Genomic DNA, 20,244 nt, shown 5'->3' on the forward strand with positions numbered 1-20,244 from the left:
CCTCATCCGCCTGCCGGCACCTTCTCCCCGCTGGGGGGAAGGGAACCGAAGCGCCCGTCAGCCCCTTGATTGAGGCGTGTAGGCGGGCACGTCCCCTCTCCCCAGCGGGGAGAGGGTTAGGGTGAGGGGGCCGCGTCCTCCAACAGAACTGATTGAGGAAAGATTCCCCATGAACATGCACGCCAAACCCGTATCCCGCGTCCGCGCCATCAACTGGAACCGCATCGATGACGACAAGGACCTCGAAGTCTGGAACCGCCTGACCGGCAATTTCTGGCTGCCGGAAAAAGTGCCGCTGTCGAACGACATTCCCTCCTGGGCGACGCTGAAGCCGGAAGAGCAGCAGTTGACGATCCGGGTCTTTACCGGCCTGACGCTGCTCGACACCATCCAGAACGGCGTCGGCTCGGTGACGCTGATGGCCGATGCTTCGACCCAGCATGAGGAGGCGGTGCTTTCCAACATCTCCTTCATGGAGGCGGTGCACGCGCGCTCCTACTCGTCGATCTTCTCGACGTTGTGCTCGACGCCTGACGTTGACGACGCCTATCGCTGGTCCGATGAAAACGAGTTTCTGCAGAAGAAGTCGGCGCTGATCATGGAGCAATATGCTTCCGGTGATCCGCTGAAGAAGAAGGTTGCCAGCGTCTTCCTCGAAAGCTTCCTGTTCTATTCCGGCTTCTATCTGCCGATGTACTGGTCGAGCCGCGCCAAGCTGACCAACACCGCCGACATGATCCGCCTGATCATTCGCGACGAGGCGGTGCATGGCTACTATATCGGCTACAAGTTCCAGCGCGCCGTCGACCGCCTGCCGGAGGCCCGCCGCCAGGAGATCAAGGATTTCGCCTTCGATCTGCTGCTGGAGCTCTACGACAACGAGGCCAAGTACACCGAGGCGCTGTATGACGGCGTCGGGCTCACCGAAGACGTCAAGAAGTTCCTGCACTACAACGCGAACAAGGCGCTGATGAACCTCGGCTACGAGGCGCTGTTCCCGCCGGAGGCCTGCAAGGTCAACCCGGCGATCCTCTCGGCGCTCTCGCCGAATGCCGACGAGAACCACGACTTCTTCTCGGGCTCCGGCTCGTCCTACGTCATCGGTAAGGCCGTAGCGACCGAGGACGAGGACTGGAACTTCTGAGCAGCGTCAGTCGAGCGAGGCGAGGTCGGAGCTTTGGCTTCCGACTTCGACCGTCGCCGTCAAACCGGCAATCAGCTGCACACCGTCGGGCACCTTGTCGAGGCTGATACGTACAGGAACGCGCTGCGCCAGCCGTACCCAGCTGAAGGTCGGGTTGATGTTGGCCAGCAGCCCGGTTCCGGACGTGCGCTCGCGGTCCTCGATGCCGGTGGCGATGCTGTCGACATGGCCTTCCAGGGTCTGGCTATGGCCCATCAGATGGATCGTGACGCTGTCGCCGACATGGATGCGCGGCAGCTTGGTTTCCTCGAAATAGCCTTCGACGCGCAGGGAGTCGGTGTCGACGAGCGCGACCTTGGCGGTGCCGGCGGTGACATAGTCGCCGGGGCGCAGGCTGAGGTTCGAAACCGTGCCATTGACGGTCGCCTTGACGGCTGAGCGGTCAAGATTGAGCTGTGCCAGATCGCGGTTGGCGACGGCCTGGAGATAGGTGGCTTCCGCCTGGTCGGCGGCGGTGCGCGCCTGTTCCTTTTGCTGCACGGAGGCGGCATCGCCGAGGCGCTGCTGGCGGTCGGTTTCGCGGCGGGCCTGTTCCAGCATGGCCTTGGCGCCTTCGAGCGCGGCTTCGGTCTGGGCGAGAGCAATCTTGAAGCGCTCGCCATCGACGCGGAACAGCACATCACCCTTCTTGACCGATTGGTTGTCCTTGACGGCGACGTCGCTGACAAGGCCGGAAACGTCCGGTGCGATGCCGACGACATCGGCGCGCAGGCGCGCGTCGCGCGTCCAGGGTTCATCCATGTAATGCACCCAGAGGCCATGTCCGGCATAGGCAGCGGCGGCAACGAAGGCGAGGGTGACGATCAGGCGGGAGATTGATTTCAGCGTGTTCATGCGAAGTACCAGCGTGTCAAAGAGGAGACTGCTCCGAGAAGCAGCACATAGAGGGAGAGATCGAAGAGGCCGCGGTGCCAGACGAGCGAATAGGCACCCAGCCAGCTCAGTCCGCGGCGGACGATCATCACGAGAAGAAGGGAAAGCACCATGAGAACGAGAAGGCGCGGCACATAGACGCCATAGAGATCGAATTCGGCAGGCATAACGGTTTACTCGGCTGCAATCTGAAGCGGGGTTGAGATGGTTTCGGGCGTGGGCCAGTCCGGCGGCGGGGCCTCGGGAAAGAGCGCCCTGCGCAGGCCGACCAGGGCATCGATATTGTCCCGGGTCTCCGCCCGTTCATGGGCGATGGTTCCGAGGCTGTCGTCGATCGCGGCACGCAGTTCGTCGGGCGGATCGATTGCCTGGCCGGCATCGAGCCGCGCCCGGTAGAAATCGGAGACGCCTGAGAGCACGCGGCCGATGGAGGCGGCGCTTGCGCCGGTTAGTTCCGTGCGCCGGGTCTGCAGCATCAGCACGTTGAAGCCGAGGCGCACATCGGCAAAGCCATCGACCTTTTTCAACTCGCGATCCTCGATGGCGGCCAGGCGCGGAACCAACTGACCCAGGCGATCGAGGATACGGCCCGAGAGCCGCTCGTGGTCGGTGCGGCGTTCCCCGGCTGCGGTCTCTGCCAGATCCCTCCATCCGGCGCGAACCAGCCGCCAAGCGGCAAGCTCGGCGCCGAAGGGGCGGGCGATCAGCGTCCAGACCAATGCGAAGCCGATGCCGGCAAGGGCCGCGACCGCCTCATTGGTGAAGGTGGTGAAGTCGGATGTGTAGCGATCCTGGAGGGCGATGAAGCTCGCGCTGTTCACCGATAGCAGCATCGCCAGCATGTTGAACTGCGGGCGGGTGATCAGCAGTCCGAGCAGCAGGAATGGCGGTGCGAAGACAACCACCAGCAGCTCATAGGAATTGACCGCCGGCAGGATCGCGAAGATGTAGATGAACGAAATGACGAGGCTCAGAGCCGACCAGATGAACATCGAGCGGATGAAGGGCGCGGGCCGGTCCATCGCGGCGAAGAACGAGCAGGCGACGGCAGCCATGGTGACAAAGCCCGCGCCATTCTGCCAGCCGGTAAAGATCCAGAAGAAGCAGGCTATGGCGATCCCGGCAACGACCGAACCAGCAGCGAAGGCAATCAGCGCATAGTCATAGTGCCTGACGCGGCCGACCACCTGGCGGTGGCGAAAAACCGGATGCCAAGGGCCCGCATGGCGGCCGCTGGCGATCTGGTCGCGCAGGGTCAGGCAATCGTGCCAGAGATCGACGATCTCGCCGAGGCGGGCAAGCGCGCTGCGATAAAGCAGGGCGTTCCAGCCGGTTTCGCGGCTTTTGGAGCCCTGAACATCGTCGATGCGCCGGCGCAGGTTCGCGCCCGTGCCGTCCGGCTTGCCTTTGCCACCCTGCTGCAACCCGGCGGCGGTATCGTTGAGCAGCGTGGAAAGCGCCGGCGGCAGCTCCTGTCCGGAGGCTTTCAGCGCGTGAAGACGGTCGGCAAGCGAAGAAAACAGCGGCAGCAGCATCAGCAGGCGGCCGCGCAATTCGCGTGAATGACGGACGATATCGCGGCCATTCGCGTCATGGCCGAGCTGGCTGATGACGAGATCAAGACCGGTCACATCGGAGGCGAGCTTCTGGCGCTTCAGCGGCGTGGCGGGCGAGGCGCCTTCGCCGCGCAGGATCTCGTCGGCCCAGCTTCCGGCATCATCGAGCCAGGTGGTGATGCGCTGACCGAGCAGCGAGCTGACGCTGGCCGGAAAGATGACGGCGCTGACGATACTGGCGCAGACGATGCCGATGATGATCTCTTCCGAGCGGGCAAGCGCCGTATCGAAGACCGTCTCGGGCGAGCCGACGGAAGGCAGGGCGATCATCGGCAGCGAATAGCCGGCGAGCATGAAGACATAGCTTCGAGCACTGCGGTCGAGCATCGAGATGAAGAGCAGCGTGCCGGTCCAGAGCGCCACGACCAGAGACAGGAGCTCCGGAGCGTTGACGAACAGAGGAACGAAGAACACCGCCGCCGAAGCGCCGAGCAGTGTGCCGAGCGCGCGATAAAGTCCCTTGGAACTGGTCGCGCCCGCCAGCGGATTGGCCACCACATAAACGGCGGCCATCGCCCAGTAGGGCCGCGGCAGGTCGAGCGACAGCGCCACGAACAGCGCCAGCATCGATGCAAGGAAGGCCTTGCCCGAGAAAAGCCAGTCACGCCATCCCAATGTCACGACGCTGCCTCGATTTCCTTTTCGAGGGCGCTGGTCTGCGTCACGTCGATATTGTCGAAAGCCTGCAGTACGCGCACGGCAGCTTCAAGGTCGGCCTTGCTGACATCCTGGAGAATGCGCTCGCGAAGCTCGTCGAGCACGGCTTCCATACGCGCCGCAAGGGCACTGCCCTCATCGGTCAGATAAAGACCCTTGGCGCGACGATCGGCGGGATCGTCCTTGCGGACGACAAGGCCAAGTGTTTCGAGCTGATCGAGAAGACGAACCAGTGAAGGCCCCTCGATGCCGACATGGCCTGCCAGCACTACCTGCCGGACACCGCCGCCGAGGCGGCCGATCCAGAGAAGCGGGGCGGCGCAGGCCTCGGAGATTCCGTGGCTGCTGAGTGCGAGGTCGACGGCGCGGCGCCACTGGCGGCCGGTCGAAAGCAGGTTGGCGGTGAAGACGCGCTGAAGGCTGTTGTAGGTGTCCATGCGCTGCATATAACACCAAATTCGATAGGATTCAAATTATTCGCTATCTATTTTATTGGCTGCGGCAATCTGGCCATGCTGGGCGGCCTTTAGCTCAGGCGTGGCTGGCGGCGATCATCTCGGCAGCCTTCGAGCCGATTGCCATCGCCGGAGCGTTGGTGTTGCCCGAAGGGATGAAGGGAATGATCGAGCAATCGATGACCCGGAGGCCGTCGATGCCCCGCACACGAAGGTCGCTGCCGACGACCGCCATGGGGTCGCTGTCCGGCCCCATGCGCAGGCTACCGGAGGGATGGTAGTTGGTCTTGACCGTCTGCCCGGCAAATTTCGTCAGGGCCTCTTCATCCTGGATGGCGCGGCCGGGGAGGATCTCCATGTCGATCTTGGACAGGAAAGGCTCGGTTTCCAGCAAGCGCCGCGCTGTCTTCAGCGATGCCAGTGTCAGCCTCAGATCAGCGGGATCGCCGAAGAAGTTGCAATCGACCAGCGGCTGGTCGGCAGGATTGGCGGAGCGCAGCCGGACGCTGCCACGCGCCTTCGGCCTCAGAAGGCATGAGGTGAAGGTCACGCCCCAGGTGGGTTTGGCCGAGGAGACGTCGCGGTCGAGATAGACGATCGGCGCGCAATAGAGCTGGATCGTCGGCCGCTCGCCGCCATCCGGATCGTAGAACAGGCAGGATTCGATCCCCGTTGTCGTCACCGGCCCGGAATCGAAGAACAGATATTGCAGTCCGTTGCGGATCATCGGCCAGCCCTTGTCCTCGCCGAAATATCCGGATTTGCCCTTGGTCGTCGCGATCACCGGGACCTCGTGATGATCCTGAAGATTGGCGCCGACGCCTGGAATGTCGGCTGCAACGGCAATCCCGTGCTGGCGAAGGTGATCGGCCGGACCGAGCCCCGACAGCATCATCAGCTTGGCACTGTTATAGGTACCGGCAGCAACCAGCACCTCCCTGCCTGCGATCGCCGTCTGCGTCTCGCCACCCCTGGTGTAGACGATGCCGCGGGCGCGGCCGTTTTCGATGAGGATGCGGTCGACCCGCGCGCCGGTGATGATCTGCAGCCGCTCGTCCTTTGCCAGGGGATCGAGGAAGGCCTTTTTCGCGTCGGAGCGCTCGGTGCGACGGCCCCACTTGGCGAATGTATGTTGCATGATGCCGACGCCGTTTTGGCGCTCGCCATTGAAATCCGGATTGTAGGAATGGCCGAGCCCCTGGGCGGCCCGGATGAAATCCTCGGTCGTATCCGAAATATGCTTCGGCTCGGAAACGCGAAGCTCACCTGATATGCCGTGATAGGCGTTGTTGAAGCGGCTGTTGGCCTCGATGCCGGTAAAGTGTGGCAGCATGTCCTCGTAGGACCATTCGCTGCCATTGCCGAGATAGCGCGCCCAGCCGTCATAGTCTTCCTTCTGGCCCCGCATATAGACCATCGCATTGACCGCGCTGCCGCCACCGAGTGCCTTGGCGACAGGCACGATCGGCCCGCGGCCGCCAAGCTGCGGCTGGGGAACGGTATGATGCATTTCGAGAAAATCGTCGCGGGCGAGGTATTTCATGTAGCCCGCCGGAAAGGACATCAGCTTCGCCGTCTGGCTTGGGCCACGCTCGACGATCAGGACCGAAAAGCCGAAATCGCGCACCAGCCGCATGGCCGCCACCGAAGCCGCTGATCCGCCGCCGGCAATGATGAAATCGAATTCGCGCGCCATCTGTCCTCCCGGTGGAGCTGCCTGTCTTGTCTCGTCAGATGGCGGTGAAGCCATTGTCGACGAAGAGGTGGACGCCGTTGACGAAATTGGAGTCGTCGCTGGCCAGGTAAAGCGCAGCGCGCGCCACGTCTTCGGGCTCACCGATGCGCCCCTGCTGGGCGGCGATCGCCTCGTCCGACACATCGACGCCGAGCGCCTGCAGTTCCTTGACCTCGCGCAACCCATGCGGCGTGCGGATGAAGCCGGGGCAGACGGCATTGCAGCGGATGTTGCGGTCGCGGAATTCGACGGCAATGGCGCGGGCAAACATGTGCACCGCGCCCTTGGTCGTGTCGTAGAGAACTTCCATCGGCGTTGCTGCAACCGCCGAGATCGACGAGGTGCACACGATCGAACCGCCGCCGGCTGCGATCATCTTCGGCAAGACCGCCTTGGTCATCAGGAACATCGAGCGCACGTTGACGCCATGCAGCCATTCCCATTCCTCGAGCGTCGTTTCGAGGAACGGCTTGATGACGATCGTTCCGGCATGATTGAAGAGCACGGTGACGGCACCGAACTTGTCTTCCACACCTCTCACGGCATCGTTGACGGCCGCCTCATTGGAGACGTCGGCCACCCAGTAGTCGGCGACACCGCCGGCGTCGCGGATCGCCTTTGCGGTTTCTGCGGCGGCCTCCTCGTTCCGGTCGATGATCGCCACCTTGGCGCCCTCGGCGGCAAAGAGTTTCGAGGCTGCTCCGCCCATGCCTGTCGCCCCGCCGGAAATGATCGCAATCTTGCCTGCCAGTCTTCCAGCCATGGTGAGGTCTCCTCGATGGGGTGTGAGTATGGGTTGGGGATCAGTTTGCCGTGGAAATTCCTGATGAGCGCAGGTCACGGCGGAAATCGGATGGGGACATGCCGGCGATATGCCGGAAGGATTTGTTGAAGGCGCTGATCGATCCGAAGCCGCTATCCATGGCCACCTGCAGCACGTTGGCTTCCTCGCTCATCAGCATCGCCTGGGCCCGAGAGAGGCGGAGCAGGTTCACATATTTGCTCAGCGTCATGCCGGTCGACTTCTTGAAGAGGTTCATCGCATATTTCGGATGGAGATCGGCGGCGCGGGCGATATCGATCGTGTCGATGTCTTCCATGAAATTGGCAGCGATGAAGTCGCACATGCGTGCCACGTTGCGCGACGACTGGGCATAGGGCGGATCGTTTTCGGCCAGCTGCGTGCTGAGGCCGATCATCGCATAGGGTTCCAGCAGGATGCGCTCGATGCGCAGCAGCAGTTCATCCACCGCATGCTGCGACTTTGCCGCATCGCCTGATGCCGCATAGCGGTGCCAGCGGGCGAAATTTTCGCTGTCGGCTGCATCTGTCGCCGAGGTCAGCATGGTGGCGCCGCGCATCAGCTGGCTGGAGATGGCGACAGGCAGGCGCATGCGGAAGAAATAGACGAGCGGCAGGTGGGCGCCGGCATAAATCGAATCATCGGACGATTCGTCCATCTGATGCGGCTGGCCGCCCCAGAACAGGCACATCTCGCCGGCGTTGAGCGAAAATTCGTGGTCGTTCATGCGATAATGCACGCTGCCATGCATCACGAAATTGACCTCGACCTGCGCGTGCCAGTGCGGCATGGCCATGACGGGCGGATGGGCGTGGAACATTTGAAGCGCGGTGGGCAACCCCTCGATGCTGCTCGCACCCGGTTGATAGATGGCTCTTTGCGCAACCTTACTTTCCGCCAAATCCATATTCCCTTTTTAGGAGACAGCCGGTGCCTTCCGGTTAGTGTAGGCACGTTCGCTAAGGGACGGCAATTGAAAAGGGAGGATTTTCAATGCGCTTCAATCTTATCGGTGCGACGGCTGCTGTCGCGCTGCTTGCTTCCGGCTCCGCATATGCAGAGCAGGGCACGCTCACCATCTGGAGCTGGAACGTCGCCGCATCGGCGCTGAAATCCACTGTGGAAGGCTTCAACAAGAAATACCCTGACGTCAAAGTCGATGTGCAGGATCTCGGCAACCAGCAGGTCTTCGACAAGATGCTGGCAGCCTGCGCCGCCGGAGGAGACGGCCTGCCTGACATCGTCACGGTCGAGAATTTCGAAGCGGAAATCTTCTGGAACCGCTTCCCCGACTGCTTCACCAATCTGAAGGACCTCGGCTACAACGCCGACATCCAAGCGAAATTCCCCGACTTCAAACGCACCGAGCTCGAAGTCGGCGACGTCGCCTACGCCATGCCGTGGGATTCCGGTCCGGTTGCCGTCTTCTACCGCCGTGACTTCTATGAAAAGGCTGGCGTCGATCCTACGACCATCAAGACCTGGGACGATTTCATCGCCGCCGGCAAGAAGATCTCGGCCGCCAATCCTGGCGTCGTCATGGCGCAGGCCGATTTCAACGGCGACAGCGAATGGTTCCGCATGATTTCCAACGAGCAGGGCTGCGGCTACTTCTCCGAGGACGGCCAGTCAATCACCATCAACAAGCCTGCCTGCGTTGCGACCCTGGACAAGGTCAAACAGATGAAGGATGCCGGCACGCTGACGGCTGCCATCTGGGACGAAAAGATCCAGGCGAATACCGCGGGCAAGGTGGCCAGCCAGATGTATGGCGGCTGGTATGAAGGCACGATCCGCTCCGGCTCGCCCGATCTGTCCGGCAAGTGGGGCGTCTACATGATGCCGAGCCTGACGGCTGATGGTCCGCATGCTGCAAACCTCGGCGGTTCTTCGCTGGCGATTGCCGCCAATTCCGAAAACAAGGAAGCGGCCTGGAACTACATCAACTACTCGCTTGGCACCAATGAAGGCCAGGTGACGATGCTGAAGTCCTTCGGCCTTGTGCCGTCGCTTCTCTCGGCCGTCCAGGATCCGTTCGTCAACGAACCGCAGCCCTATTGGGGCGGTCAGAAGGTCTGGGCCGACATTCTCTCGACCCTGCCGAAGATCAAGCCGAGCCGCGGCACGCAGTACCAGACGGATGCGGATGCCATCTACAAGGCAGCGCAGACCAAATACTTCGCCGGTGGCTTCCCGGATGCCAAGGCAGCGCTTGACGACGCTGCCAAGCAGATCGCCACCGCGACCGGTCTTCCGATCGCAGAATAAGTGACGAAGCCGGGCGCTTTGCGGCGCCCGGTTCTCCATCCTCCGGGATGGCTCGTTGCGTCTGTGAGGAGGAAAACATGCCGATCCGCAACCGGAGCGCCTATGCGTTCCTCGCGCCCTATCTCATCGTCTTCGCCACCTTTTGGGTGTGGCCGATCATCAGTTCGTTTCTGATCTCGTTTCAAAATACGCGCGTCAATCCGTGGAAATACAGCCTCTCGGCCAATTGGGGGCGCCTGTTCGGCGACCCGGCTTTCTACAACGCGCTCTACAACACGCTGATCATCCTGGTCATCCAGGTGCCGGTGATGATCGCGATCGCCACCGTCATGGCGGTGCTCCTGAATTCGCCGCTCCTGAAGCTGCGGCCACTCTTCCGTTTTGCCTTCTTCGCGCCCGTCGTCGTCGGCGAGGTCGCCTATGCGGCAGTCTTCCGCCTGATGTTCAGCATTGATTTCGGCATCGTCAACAAGCTGATCACATCTGTCGGCCTGCCGGCGGTCTCCTGGTTCGATAATGCTAACGCCGCCATGGCGCTCGTCATCATCGCCGTGACCTGGCGCTGGGCAGGCTATAACGCCATCATCATCCTTGCTGGGCTGCAATCGATCCCTGAGGATGTCTACGAGGCTGCGACGCTCGACCGGGTCAGCAAGACGCAGCAGTTCTTTCACATCACCCTGCCGCTCTTGAAGCCGATCATTCTGTTCTGCGTCGTTCTATCCGTTATCGGCACGATGCAGCTCTTCACCGAACCGTTCCTGATCACCAATCGCGGCGGTCCGGGCGGCGGCACGGAGACGCTCGGCCTGCTGCTCTACCGCCAGGGCTTCCTGTCGCTAAACTTCGGTTATGCGTCAGCCGTGGCTTACACAATAGCGGCACTGGCGGTTGCGATCTCACTGCTCAACCTGTGGGTCGGGAGGGAAGCGAAATGAAATCCAAGTCGCAATCACTGCTGTTGAGGCGGATCGCGCTGCATGCGGTGCTGACGCCGCTGGCGATCATCTGGCTTTTCCCGCTGTGGATGATGTTCATCTTCTCGACCATGCCCGACTACGGCATCTTCAGCCCCGAGATCGTGCTGCTTCCATCGACGAACTTCATCGCCAATTTCCAGGATCTTGAGGCCCAGACCGGCTTTACCCGGGCGATGTTTACGTCGATCTCGGTGGCTATCATCTACACCATTCTGTCTGTGCTGCTGACCTCGATGGCAGGCTGGGCGCTGGCGCGCTACCGCTTTGCCGGGCGCTCGGTCGTCGTCGCCATCATTCTCGGCACCATCACGCTGCCCTTTGCGGTCGTGGTCATTCCGCAGTTCATCATGGTTGCGCGCGAGTTCAAGCTGGCGAATACCTGGGTGGCGCTGATCGTTCCGCCGCTCTTCAATTCGCTCGGTGTGCTCTTCATGCGCCAGTCCTTCTCGATGATGCCGAACGAGCTTTTCGACGCGGCACGCGTCGAAGGCGTCAAGGAATGGCAGATCTTCCTGCGCATCGCATTGCCGCTGGCGCGGCCGACCATGGCGGCGCTGTCGATCATCCTCTTCCTGGTGTCTTGGAACAACTATCTCTGGCCGCTGCTGATCAACTCCAAGCCGGCGATGATGACCGCACCGGTGGCGCTCGGCACGCTGATCGGCCTCACCAAGGTCTCCTGGGGCGGGATCATGGCGGGGGCGACGATGCTCACTGCGCCGATCCTCGTCGTCTTCGTGCTCCTGCAGCGCCACTTCATCGCCGGCATCGCCGCCGGCGCAATCAAATAATCGGGGAGCCGCATGGCAGAGCTTTCACTCAGAAACGTCGTCAAACGCTATGGTGCATTGGAAATCATCCACGGCGCCAATCTGGAGGTCAAGGACGGCGAGTTCGTCGTCTTTGTCGGGCCGTCGGGCTGCGGTAAGTCCACGCTACTGCGCATGATCGCCGGGCTGGAGGACATCTCTGGTGGCGAGATCGATATCGGTGGCAGGGTCGTCAACGATGTCGAGCCCGCCGACCGCGGCATCGCCATGGTCTTCCAGTCCTATGCGCTCTATCCGCATATGACGGTTGCGGAAAACCTTTCCTTCGGCCTGCGGATGAACGGCAATCCGAAGGAAGATACTGAAAAGCGCGTCAGCCACGCCGCCGGGATCCTGCAGATCAACGAGCTGATGCAGCGCCGCCCCAAGCAGCTCTCGGGCGGCCAGCGCCAGCGCGTGGCGATCGGCCGGGCGATCGTGCGCGAGCCCAAGGTCTTCCTGTTCGACGAGCCACTGTCCAACCTTGATGCCGAGCTGCGCGTGCAGATGCGCGTCGAGATTTCGAGGCTGCACAAGCAGCTCGGCACGACGATGATCTACGTCACCCACGACCAGACCGAAGCTATGACGCTGGCCGACAAGATCGTCGTGCTCAGGGCTGGCAATATCGAGCAGGTCGGCGCGCCACTCGATCTCTACGACGATCCGGCAAACCAGTTTGTCGCCGGTTTCGTCGGCTCGCCGAAGATGAATTTTCTAAAGGCGGTCGTGACAGGCAGGGACGCCGCGGGACTGACCATCGCGCTTGCCGCAGACCGGAATGTCCGCCTGACCTTGCCGCTGACTGCGACCCTTGCGGAGGGAACCGACGTGACGCTGGGCGTCCGCCCCGAGCATTTCGGTGATGCGGGCAAGGGCGACGCCGACATGACCGTCAGCGTCGATGTCGCCGAGCATCTCGGCAATACCAGCTACATCTACGCCACGTTGGGCGGCGAGCAGCTGATCATCGAGCGGCCGGAATCCCGCACCACCGGCAATCGCGACAGTCTGGCCGTTTCGCTGTCGGCCAAGCGCACATTTCTGTTCGACAGCGCCGGCCAACGCCTGCGCTGAGTATCGCAATCCCAAGACGACCACATCGAAAGAGGAATAGTCATGAGTTCAGAGCAAACGATCCGCTGGGGCATCATCGGCCCGGGCACCATCGCCCGCACCTTTGCGGATGGCATCGCGCATTCGCGGACCGGCAAGCTTGCGGCGATCGCGACGCGCAATCCCGACAAGCCGGGCCTCGGCGACGGCTTCCCGGGCGCGCGTATCGTCAAGGGCTATGACGCGCTGCTCACTGATCCCGAGATTGATGCGATCTATATCGCCACGCCGCATACCGGCCATGCCGAGTGGGCGATCAAGGCGATCCGCGCGGGCAAGCACGTGCTCGTTGAAAAGCCGATCGCGCTCTCCGCTTACGATGCGGACGCGATCTATCACGAGGCGAGGAAGGCCGGCGTCTTTGCCGGTGAAGCCTTCATGTACCGCGTCCATCCGCAGACGGCGAAGATCGTCGAGCTGGTGAAGAGCGGCGTCATCGGCACCGTGCGGATCATCCGCTCCAGCTTCGGTTTCAACATGGGAAGCTTCAAGCCCGAGCACCGGCTGTTTTCCAACGATACCGCAGGCGGCGGCATTCTCGATGTCGGCGGATATCCGGTCTCCATGGCGCGGCTGATTGCCGGTGCTGCCGAAGGCAAGCCGTTCCTTGAGCCCGAGAAGGTCTCGGGCGTCGCCCATCTCGGCCAGTCCGGTGTCGATGAGTGGGCCTCGGCGGTGCTGAAATTCCCGAACTCGATCATCGCCGAAGTGTCCTGCTCGATCATGGCGAACCAGGACAACACGCTGCGCGTCATCGGCTCCGATGGCCGGATCGAGGTCAAGGATTTCTGGTTCGCTTCCGGCCACAAGGGCGGCACCGGCAAGATCGAGATCTTCAAGGGCAACGAGCAGGAGACCATTGAGGTCAAGGAAGACCGCTGGCTCTATTCGTTCGAGGTCGATGCCGCCGGCGATGCGATCCGCGCTGGACAGCATGAGTTCACCTCCCCGGGCATGAGCTGGGCGGATTCCGTCGGCAATCTCCGGGTTCTCGATCAGTGGCGCGCGTCGGTCGGCCTGGAATACGGGGTCGAGAAGGCAACGAAGCGGACGCTCAATCTCGCAGGCGCTCCGGTCAAGCTCGGCAACAGCATTCCGAAGCGCGAAATCCCGGGCATCCTGAAGCCCGCTTCGGTGGTGACGCTCGGCTTCGAGTTCTTCCCGAACTTTGCTTCCGCATCGCTGACGCTCGATGCCTTCTACGAGGCGGGCGGCAACGCGTTCGATACGGCTTACGTTTACGGCGGCGGCAAGACCGAAAGCATTTTCGGCGACTGGCACACCAGCCGCAATGTATCGCGCGAAGAGATCGTGCTGATCGGCAAGGGCGCGCACTCGCCGCTCTGCTATCCTGACATGATCGCCAAGCAGCTCGACCAGTCGCTCGACCGGCTGAATACCGATTATGTCGATATCTACTTCATGCATCGCGACAACACCGCCGTTCCGGTCGGCGAATTCGTCGATGCGATGGATGCCGAGGTCAAGCGGGGCCGCATCCGGGGCATCTTCGGCGGATCGAACTGGACGCGGGGCCGCATGGAAGAAGCAATCGCTTACGCGGACAAGAACCGCAAGACCGCGCCGGCTGCTCTTTCCAACAACTTCTCGCTGGCCGAGATGCTGGATCCGATCTGGGCGGGTTGCGTGACGTCTTCCGACGACGAGTGGAAGACGTGGCTGAACAAGAAGCAGATCCCGAACTTCGCCTGGTCGAGCCAGGGCCGCGGCTTCTTCACCGATCGTGCCGGACGCGACAAGCATGACGACGAGGAAATCGTCCGTTGCTGGTATTCGGACCGCAATTTCGAACGCCGCGACCGGGCGATCGAGCTCGCCAAGCAGCTCGGCCGCAGTCCGATCCATATCGCGCTTGCCTATGTGATCGCCCAGCCATTCCCGGTCATCCCGCTGATTGGGCCGCGGACGATCGCCGAGCTGGAAGACAGCCTGTCGGCGCTTGATATCAAGCTGACGCCCGAGCAGGTGAAGTGGCTGGAAGGCTGATAAATTAGGCAGCGGGGCGCACTGAAGCAGCGCGCCCCGCCAAGAATGAAATGCTCCTATTCCTCGCGGAAGGCCCGGTTGAACTGATCCGTCAGCGGCTTGGCAAGAAATGACATTGCCGTTCGCTCCTCGGTGGAGACGAACACCTCGACAGGCATGCCCGGTAAAAGCCTGTTGGCGCCGAGCTTTGCCATTTCTGCCGGAGGCACGGCAACATCGGCGAGATAGAAGATCTGACCCGTCGCAGGATCGGTGCTGGTTGCCGCCGAGACATAGGCGATGTTACCCTTCAACTCCGGCGTTGCGCGCTGATTGAAGGCGGAGAAACGCATTCTCGCGTCTTGGCCGACCGAAATCTGATCGATATCGGTGGGCGCAAGTCTCGCCTGTATCTTAAGCGCCGCGTCAGCGGGCACCAGGGTCAGAAGCTTCTCTGCCGGCGTGATGACGCCGCCGATCGTGTGGACGAAGAGCTCGTTGACGGTTCCTGATAGTGGTGCGCGGATATCGGTCCGCGACAGCCGGTCCTCGACGGCGACCCGGCGCTCCCGCAATTCCGACAGTTTCGGCTCGACGACGCTCAATTCTCGCTGCGCCTCTGTCCGGGCCGCCTCGTCGATGGCGATGATCTGCACCTGTATCTCGCTCATGCGTGCCCGCGAGCGAGCGATATTGGCCTGAATCTCTCCGCTCTCGCCGGTCAGTTTCGCGAGTTCACGGTCGATGAAATATTTGCGGGATGTATCGATCAGCTTCTTGTCGGCGAGGCCCTTGATCTTGGTGTGTTCGGTTTTCACCAGTTCGAGTTCGCCGGTCTTGGCGTCATGCTGGGCGACGAGGCCTTTCAACTCCTCCTCGAGCTGCGAAATGCCATATTGAAGCTGCTGCTTCTGGTTCTGCCGGTTCTTGCGGTTGCCGTCGAAGAGACGGCGCTCGCCTGCAGCAATGGCCGGGAACTCCGTGCCGAAATCCGGCGGGAAGACGATGGCCTCCTCATTGTCGCGTTCGCCGATCAGCCGTGCCTGACGCGCCGTCAGTTCGATCAACTGCGCCTTGACGATCGAGAGCTCCGCGCGGGTCTGGGCGTCGTCGAGGCGCAGCATGATCTGCCCCTTGGTGACGACATCGCCCTCTTTCACGGCGATCTCGCTGACGATGCCCCCGTCTCGATGCTGGATCGACTTCAGGTTCCGGTCCACCATGATGACGCCCGGGGCGATGATCGCGCCCCTGAGCTGCGTCGTCGCCGCCCATCCTCCAGCCCCGGCAAACAGCAGCACGCCAAGCGCCATGCCGGCGACAACGCGGGCAGTCACAGGAAATGTATTGTTGTCCTCAGGTGAAAGTGCGGCCTGGGATCTTTGCTGGTTTCGAGACATGTCTTACCTTCCTAGGCCGCGGGATTTTCGACGATGACAAGCAGATGATGCCCCGTCAGGTTGATCGTCATTTCGTAGTGCTCGTCCTTGTCCATATCGACCTCGATGAAGGTCCGGCTCATCTCATCGGTTCCCTCGTGGCGAACGCGGATCGGCAGGGGCTCGTCATCCGCCTTGTCGCCATAGATCTCCTCGAAACGATCCTCGAGACCGTCCAGAACCTCCTCGAAGATCTTGTATTTCGAGATGTCTATGCGGTCCCCGACCATGAAATCGAGGATCTGGTGGACAACATCGGCGCTGCTTTCACCGGCGGCCACAGTGAATTCGAACGTGTCGTCGCCGGCCCCACCCTCGATCACGACAGCCAGCGGTCCGGCGCGGACCGTATCGTCTCCCGCGCCGCCGATGACCTTCTCGAAACCCTCGATGACATCATGGCCGACATCGAATCCGGTAGCGGTGCCGGTGTTGAGGTCGATCAGCACGCCGTGCGCTGCCTGCGTATAGTCGATCGTGTCGAAGCCGCCTTCACCGCGGTACTCGTCATCAGATGCACCGGCTGCCGCGACCACGATATCGTCGCCGTCTCCGGCACAGAGAAGATCGGCGCCTTCATCATCATGCAGGGTGTCATCGCCATTGCCGGTCTTGATGATCTCGAAATTGCTGATGCTGTCGTTGCCGATCTCTTCACCCGTCGCATCAGCGGCCGCGAGATCGACGACGATCGACATGACTGCTGCGGAATAGTCGAGCGTGTCGATGCCGCTTCCGCCATCGTAACGGTCGGCCACGGCATCGATGTCGCCTTCGACAACATCATCGCCGTCACCGCCTTCGACAAGATCCGTGCCGCCGCCGCCGCTCAGATAGTCGTCGCCGGCATTGCCGTGTATCGCTTCGTCGGCAAAGCTGCCGGTCACCTCATCGTCATTCGCCCCGGCCCGGACGATCTCGAAATTCGAGACGGCGTCATCGCCGATCTCCGCTCCGGAGGCGATGCCATCGGCGAGGTCGATCTCGACCGCCTCGGCCAGCGCCGAATAGTCGAGGGTATCGATCCCGGCGCCACCGTCGTAGATGTCGTCGGCCCGGTCGGCGTCTCCTGCGACCGTGTCGCCGCCATCTTCGCCCTTCACCGTGTCCCGGCCGCTGCCGCCGCTCAGGAAATCGTTGCCGGTGCCGCCCTTCAGCGTGTCGGTGCCCGGCTGTCCGAAGAGGATATCGTCGCCATCGCCTCCGTCAAGGTCGTCATCGCCATCTTCACCGTCCAGGATGTCGTTGCCGGCATCGCCAGTCATTCGGTCGTGACCGTCGCCGCCACGAAGGATATCGGCATCCGCGCCGCCGCTGATGAGATCGTCGCCCTCCTCGCCGTAGATCGTGTCGCGGCCTTCCTCGCCATAGAGGCGGTCATTGCCGCGGCCACCCCATATGTGATCGTCGCCAAGACCGCCGAGAACGATGTCATTACCGTTGCCTGCGCGGATCGTATCGTTGCCGCTGCCGCCAACGATATTGTCGTCTCCATCGCCGCCGTCCACGGTGTCGTTGCCGTCTCTGGCGTCGATATTGTCGTTTCCGGCCAGCCCGCCGATCTCGTCGGCGCATTGCGTGCCCGAAAGCAGATCGTCTCCAGCCGTACCGATGACCGGCGCCGCCTTGACCACCGAGAAATGCGCGGTCTGCAACACGAAGGCCGTGCCGTCGGTAATCTGGTAGGTGATGGTCACGGGACCGAGCCCCGCCGCGTCGTAGCTCAACCCGCCTGCCGTCTGCACCAGCTTGCCCGATGAGACCGTCAGATCCCGCACGGACAGGAGATCGCCATCGGGATCGAGCGCGCCGCGCAGCAGGTCGGCAAGGCCGATCAAGGCGATGGCGCAACCGGAAACGTCAGCGAGGGTGACCGGGCTGCCGATACGCGGGGCGCGGTTTTGCGGTTTTTCGTTTCCTGTTTGAGGGGTGGGGAAAGAGACGCGCTCGTTGCTGCCGCCGTTGCCGTTGCTCGTTTGCGGCCCGGCCGAGGCCGCTTTCGAAGCCTTCCATGCATTGTCGTTCGAGGCGTGGAAGGAAACCGAAATCCCGCCTGAGCTTTTCAACAGGGCCAGGCTTGGCAGATTGAGCCTGTTGAATTCGATCGCCGGAGAATCGGTCAGCGCGTAGCTCACGCTGTTCTTGTGGTTCGAGAGCGTCACGCCCGAGGCCTTCTTTCCCGCCTGCAGGGCTTCGGCCTCGTCGTCTTCGATCCCTGCCGCCGCAAGAGCCGTGACAGCGTCGGCCGCTGGCAACAGTTCTTCGTCGTCCAGCGCCGGCCGGGCATCTGCTTCTTCAGCGGGCGGGTTTGGCTGCTGATGAGAGAGCGCTGTCTTCAGATAGAGAGCGAAGCCAGTCAGAAACAGGGTCATGAACATCGGCACTTTCGACTGCTTGTCCTCATTCTTCAGGACGTAGCGATCGTGCGGGGTTTCTTCCGTCTTTGCGGTTTTGGTTCCTTTGACCTCGATCATTCTGACATCCTCGCTGTGATGCGTGATCCGATCTGTGCGGCCGCCGCCGGCCGGCTGACCGGTTCGGCTGCGGTTGGTTTCAGGATCTCGTCCTTGGGTCCGAAGGCGACCATCTTTCCGTTCTGGATGACGGCAACCATGTCGACGGCGGCAAGCGCACTTGGCCGGTGGGCGATGACGACGGCGATGCCGCCGCGCGCGCGCACCGCCTTGATCGTCTGTGTCAGCGCCATTTCGCCCTCGCCATCGAGGTTGGAATTCGGCTCATCCATGATGACGATGAAGGGGTTGCGGTAAAGCGCCCGCGCAAGGCCGATGCGCTGCCGCTGTCCGGCCGAAAGCGAGACGCCCTGCGGACCGAGTGCCGTGCGGTAGCCATCCGGCATCCGCACGATCATTTCGTGGATGCCTGTCGTCTGCGCCGCATCGACGATCGCCCGGGCATCGACCTGGGGCTCCAGCCGCGCGATGTTCTCCTCGATCGTCGCATCGAGCAGCGCCACATCCTGCGGCAAATAGCCGACATGCTGGCCGAGATCGTCGTCCGACCATTGCGTCAGCTCGGCATCGTCGAGACGAACACTGCCGCGAAGGGTCGGCCAGACCCCGGTCAGAGCGCGCGCCAGTGTGGTCTTGCCGCCGCCGCTCGGGCCGATGATGCCGAGCGCCTGACCGGCGGCGATCTCAAAGCTCACTTCGCTGAGAAGCACCCGTCCGGAACCCGGAGCAGCGACCGTTATCTTCTCCACCTTCAGCGTACGGGCGGGCGCCGGCAGCGCCATCGGCGGTACTGCGCCGGCAAGCGCGATGACCGTCTCCTTCAGCCTGATGAAGGCGGTTCGGGCGGCAACAAAACCCTTCCAGTTGCCGATCGCCAGATCGACGGGCGCAAGCGCCCGGGCCGAGGCGACCGAGGCGGCGATGATTGCGCCAGCCGAAAGCTCTCCCTGGATCGTCAGCCATGCGCCGAGACCGAGGACGGCCGACTGCAGGATCATGCGCAGTACGCGCGAGATCGCCCCGAAGGTGCCGCTAATATCGTTGGTGCGGGTCTGCAGTTCCAGGTGATCCTGGTTGGCGCGGTTGAAGCGATCCACCGCGCGGCCGGCAAAGCCCATGGCTTTCAGGATATCGGCATTGCGGGCGTTGGAATCGGCGATCGCATTGCGCTCGATGCCCGATTTGTGCGTGGCACTCGCGAGCCGCCGCGTCATCAGCTCGGTCGCGATGGTCAGCATCGACAGCACGAAGGCGCCGGCGAAAGTCAGCGCGCCGAGATAGGGATGCAGCATGTAGACGAAGACGAGGTAGAGCGGCACCCATGGCAGGTCGAACAGGGCAACGGGACCCTGACTGCCGAGAAAGCTGCGAACGGTATCGACATCGCGCCCGCGCTCGAGCGCCTCTGCGGTCGAAAATCCGAAGCGCGGCATGTCGATTGCCACCTGATGAGCCATGGGTGCGATCCGGCTGTCGAGCCGGGCGCCCATCCGCACCAAGATTTGCGAGCGGATGATGTCGAAGAAACCCTGGAACAGGTAGAGGCCGATCGCCAGGGCCGAAAGCCCGAGTAGTGTCGGGACGCTGCCGCTGGTCAGGGCGCGGTCATAGATCTGCAGCATGTAGAAGGAGCCGGTCAGCGCCAGAATGTTGATGACCCCTGATGTGAAGAACAGGAAGACGAATATTCCGCGCAGTCCGTGGGTCAGTTTCTCGACCTGTTTACGCTTGTTGCCGGTCAATGGAGTCTTGGGGCGCATGTCTTTCACCACTTCGTGCTGTTGTTGGGCTGTCAGGCGTGCCGGAGGAGCCGGCACACCTGACGTCGCG

At 62.3% G+C, this 20,244-nt stretch carries 16 protein-coding genes; 6 read left to right on the plus strand and 10 right to left on the minus strand.

All coding sequences use genetic code 11. The annotated features are described in order from the left end of the window. Positions 1 to 169: 169 nt before the first annotated feature. Positions 170 to 1,144, plus strand: a complete 975-nt coding sequence (gene nrdF / locus AC1DNK_RS13800; protein WP_477941625.1) for a class 1b ribonucleoside-diphosphate reductase subunit beta — start codon at positions 170 to 172, stop codon at positions 1,142 to 1,144. Positions 1,145 to 1,150: 6 nt separating this feature from the next. Here nrdF and AC1DNK_RS13805 read toward each other — a convergent pair whose 3' ends face one another. The 7 genes from AC1DNK_RS13805 to AC1DNK_RS13835 form a co-directional block, all read right to left on the minus strand. Further along, entirely contained in the window at positions 1,151 to 2,038 is an 888-nt protein-coding gene (locus tag AC1DNK_RS13805; protein WP_477941626.1) for an efflux RND transporter periplasmic adaptor subunit, read from the minus strand. Next, positions 2,035 to 2,244: a DUF1656 domain-containing protein gene (locus AC1DNK_RS13810; protein WP_112388635.1), complete on the minus strand. Its 210-nt coding sequence runs from the start codon at positions 2,242 to 2,244 to the stop codon at positions 2,035 to 2,037. The genes AC1DNK_RS13805 and AC1DNK_RS13810 overlap by 4 nt, the downstream gene beginning before the upstream one ends. Before the next feature lie 6 nt (positions 2,245 to 2,250). Further along, positions 2,251 to 4,260: an FUSC family protein gene (locus tag AC1DNK_RS13815; RefSeq protein WP_477941813.1), complete on the minus strand. Its 2,010-nt coding sequence runs from the start codon at positions 4,258 to 4,260 to the stop codon at positions 2,251 to 2,253. 50 nt (positions 4,261 to 4,310) lie between these two features. Continuing rightward, positions 4,311 to 4,787 (minus strand): MarR family winged helix-turn-helix transcriptional regulator, encoded by a 477-nt coding sequence (locus AC1DNK_RS13820; protein WP_477941628.1) that lies wholly within the window; start codon positions 4,785 to 4,787, stop codon positions 4,311 to 4,313. Between the two features lie 94 nt (positions 4,788 to 4,881). Beyond that, on the minus strand, positions 4,882 to 6,501 hold the full coding sequence (locus tag AC1DNK_RS13825; protein WP_477941629.1) for a GMC family oxidoreductase: 1,620 nt from the start codon (positions 6,499 to 6,501) through the stop codon (positions 4,882 to 4,884). Positions 6,502 to 6,535: 34 nt separating this feature from the next. After that, positions 6,536 to 7,303, minus strand: coding sequence for an SDR family NAD(P)-dependent oxidoreductase (locus AC1DNK_RS13830; RefSeq protein WP_477941630.1), 768 nt, complete (start codon positions 7,301 to 7,303; stop codon positions 6,536 to 6,538). Positions 7,304 to 7,343: 40 nt separating this feature from the next. After that, on the minus strand, positions 7,344 to 8,249 hold the full coding sequence (locus AC1DNK_RS13835; protein ID WP_477941632.1) for a helix-turn-helix domain-containing protein: 906 nt from the start codon (positions 8,247 to 8,249) through the stop codon (positions 7,344 to 7,346). An 86-nt stretch (positions 8,250 to 8,335) separates the two neighbouring features. Here AC1DNK_RS13835 and AC1DNK_RS13840 point away from each other — a divergent pair, with 86 nt between their 5' ends. The 5 genes from AC1DNK_RS13840 to AC1DNK_RS13860 all read left to right on the plus strand — a co-directional run bounded on the left by AC1DNK_RS13840 (position 8,336) and on the right by AC1DNK_RS13860 (position 14,522). Then, entirely contained in the window at positions 8,336 to 9,610 is a 1,275-nt protein-coding gene (locus AC1DNK_RS13840) for an ABC transporter substrate-binding protein (RefSeq protein WP_477941633.1), read from the plus strand. Positions 9,611 to 9,687: 77 nt separating this feature from the next. Further along, complete coding sequence (locus AC1DNK_RS13845; protein ID WP_477941635.1) at positions 9,688 to 10,548, plus strand: carbohydrate ABC transporter permease; 861 nt, start codon at positions 9,688 to 9,690, stop codon at positions 10,546 to 10,548. Beyond that, positions 10,545 to 11,381 carry a carbohydrate ABC transporter permease gene (locus AC1DNK_RS13850; RefSeq protein ID WP_477941638.1) on the plus strand — a complete coding sequence of 279 codons (837 nt, stop codon included), beginning with the start codon at positions 10,545 to 10,547 and terminating at the stop codon, positions 11,379 to 11,381. Before AC1DNK_RS13845 ends, AC1DNK_RS13850 begins: the two co-directional genes overlap by 4 nt. Positions 11,382 to 11,393: 12 nt before the next feature. Next, on the plus strand, positions 11,394 to 12,476 hold the full coding sequence (locus AC1DNK_RS13855) for an ABC transporter ATP-binding protein (protein WP_477941639.1): 1,083 nt from the start codon (positions 11,394 to 11,396) through the stop codon (positions 12,474 to 12,476). Between the two features lie 42 nt (positions 12,477 to 12,518). Beyond that, positions 12,519 to 14,522, plus strand: a complete 2,004-nt coding sequence (locus AC1DNK_RS13860) for an aldo/keto reductase (protein WP_477941640.1) — start codon at positions 12,519 to 12,521, stop codon at positions 14,520 to 14,522. Positions 14,523 to 14,578: 56 nt separating this feature from the next. Here AC1DNK_RS13860 and AC1DNK_RS13865 read toward each other — a convergent pair whose 3' ends face one another. From AC1DNK_RS13865 to AC1DNK_RS13875, 3 genes are read right to left on the minus strand one after another with little or no spacing between them, the layout of a single operon-like run. Next, positions 14,579 to 15,901 (minus strand): HlyD family type I secretion periplasmic adaptor subunit, encoded by a 1,323-nt coding sequence (locus AC1DNK_RS13865; protein WP_477941641.1) that lies wholly within the window; start codon positions 15,899 to 15,901, stop codon positions 14,579 to 14,581. An 11-nt stretch (positions 15,902 to 15,912) separates the two neighbouring features. Then, the gene (locus AC1DNK_RS13870) at positions 15,913 to 18,414 is read right to left on the minus strand and encodes a calcium-binding protein (RefSeq protein ID WP_477941643.1); all 2,502 of its coding nucleotides are present in this window, start codon (positions 18,412 to 18,414) and stop codon (positions 15,913 to 15,915) included. Next, positions 18,411 to 20,174, minus strand: a complete 1,764-nt coding sequence (locus tag AC1DNK_RS13875; protein WP_112388622.1) for a type I secretion system permease/ATPase — start codon at positions 20,172 to 20,174, stop codon at positions 18,411 to 18,413. Before AC1DNK_RS13875 ends, AC1DNK_RS13870 begins: the two co-directional genes overlap by 4 nt. Positions 20,175 to 20,244: the final 70 nt, after the last annotated feature.

This window comes from Rhizobium sp. 01N424 (assembly GCF_056399485.1).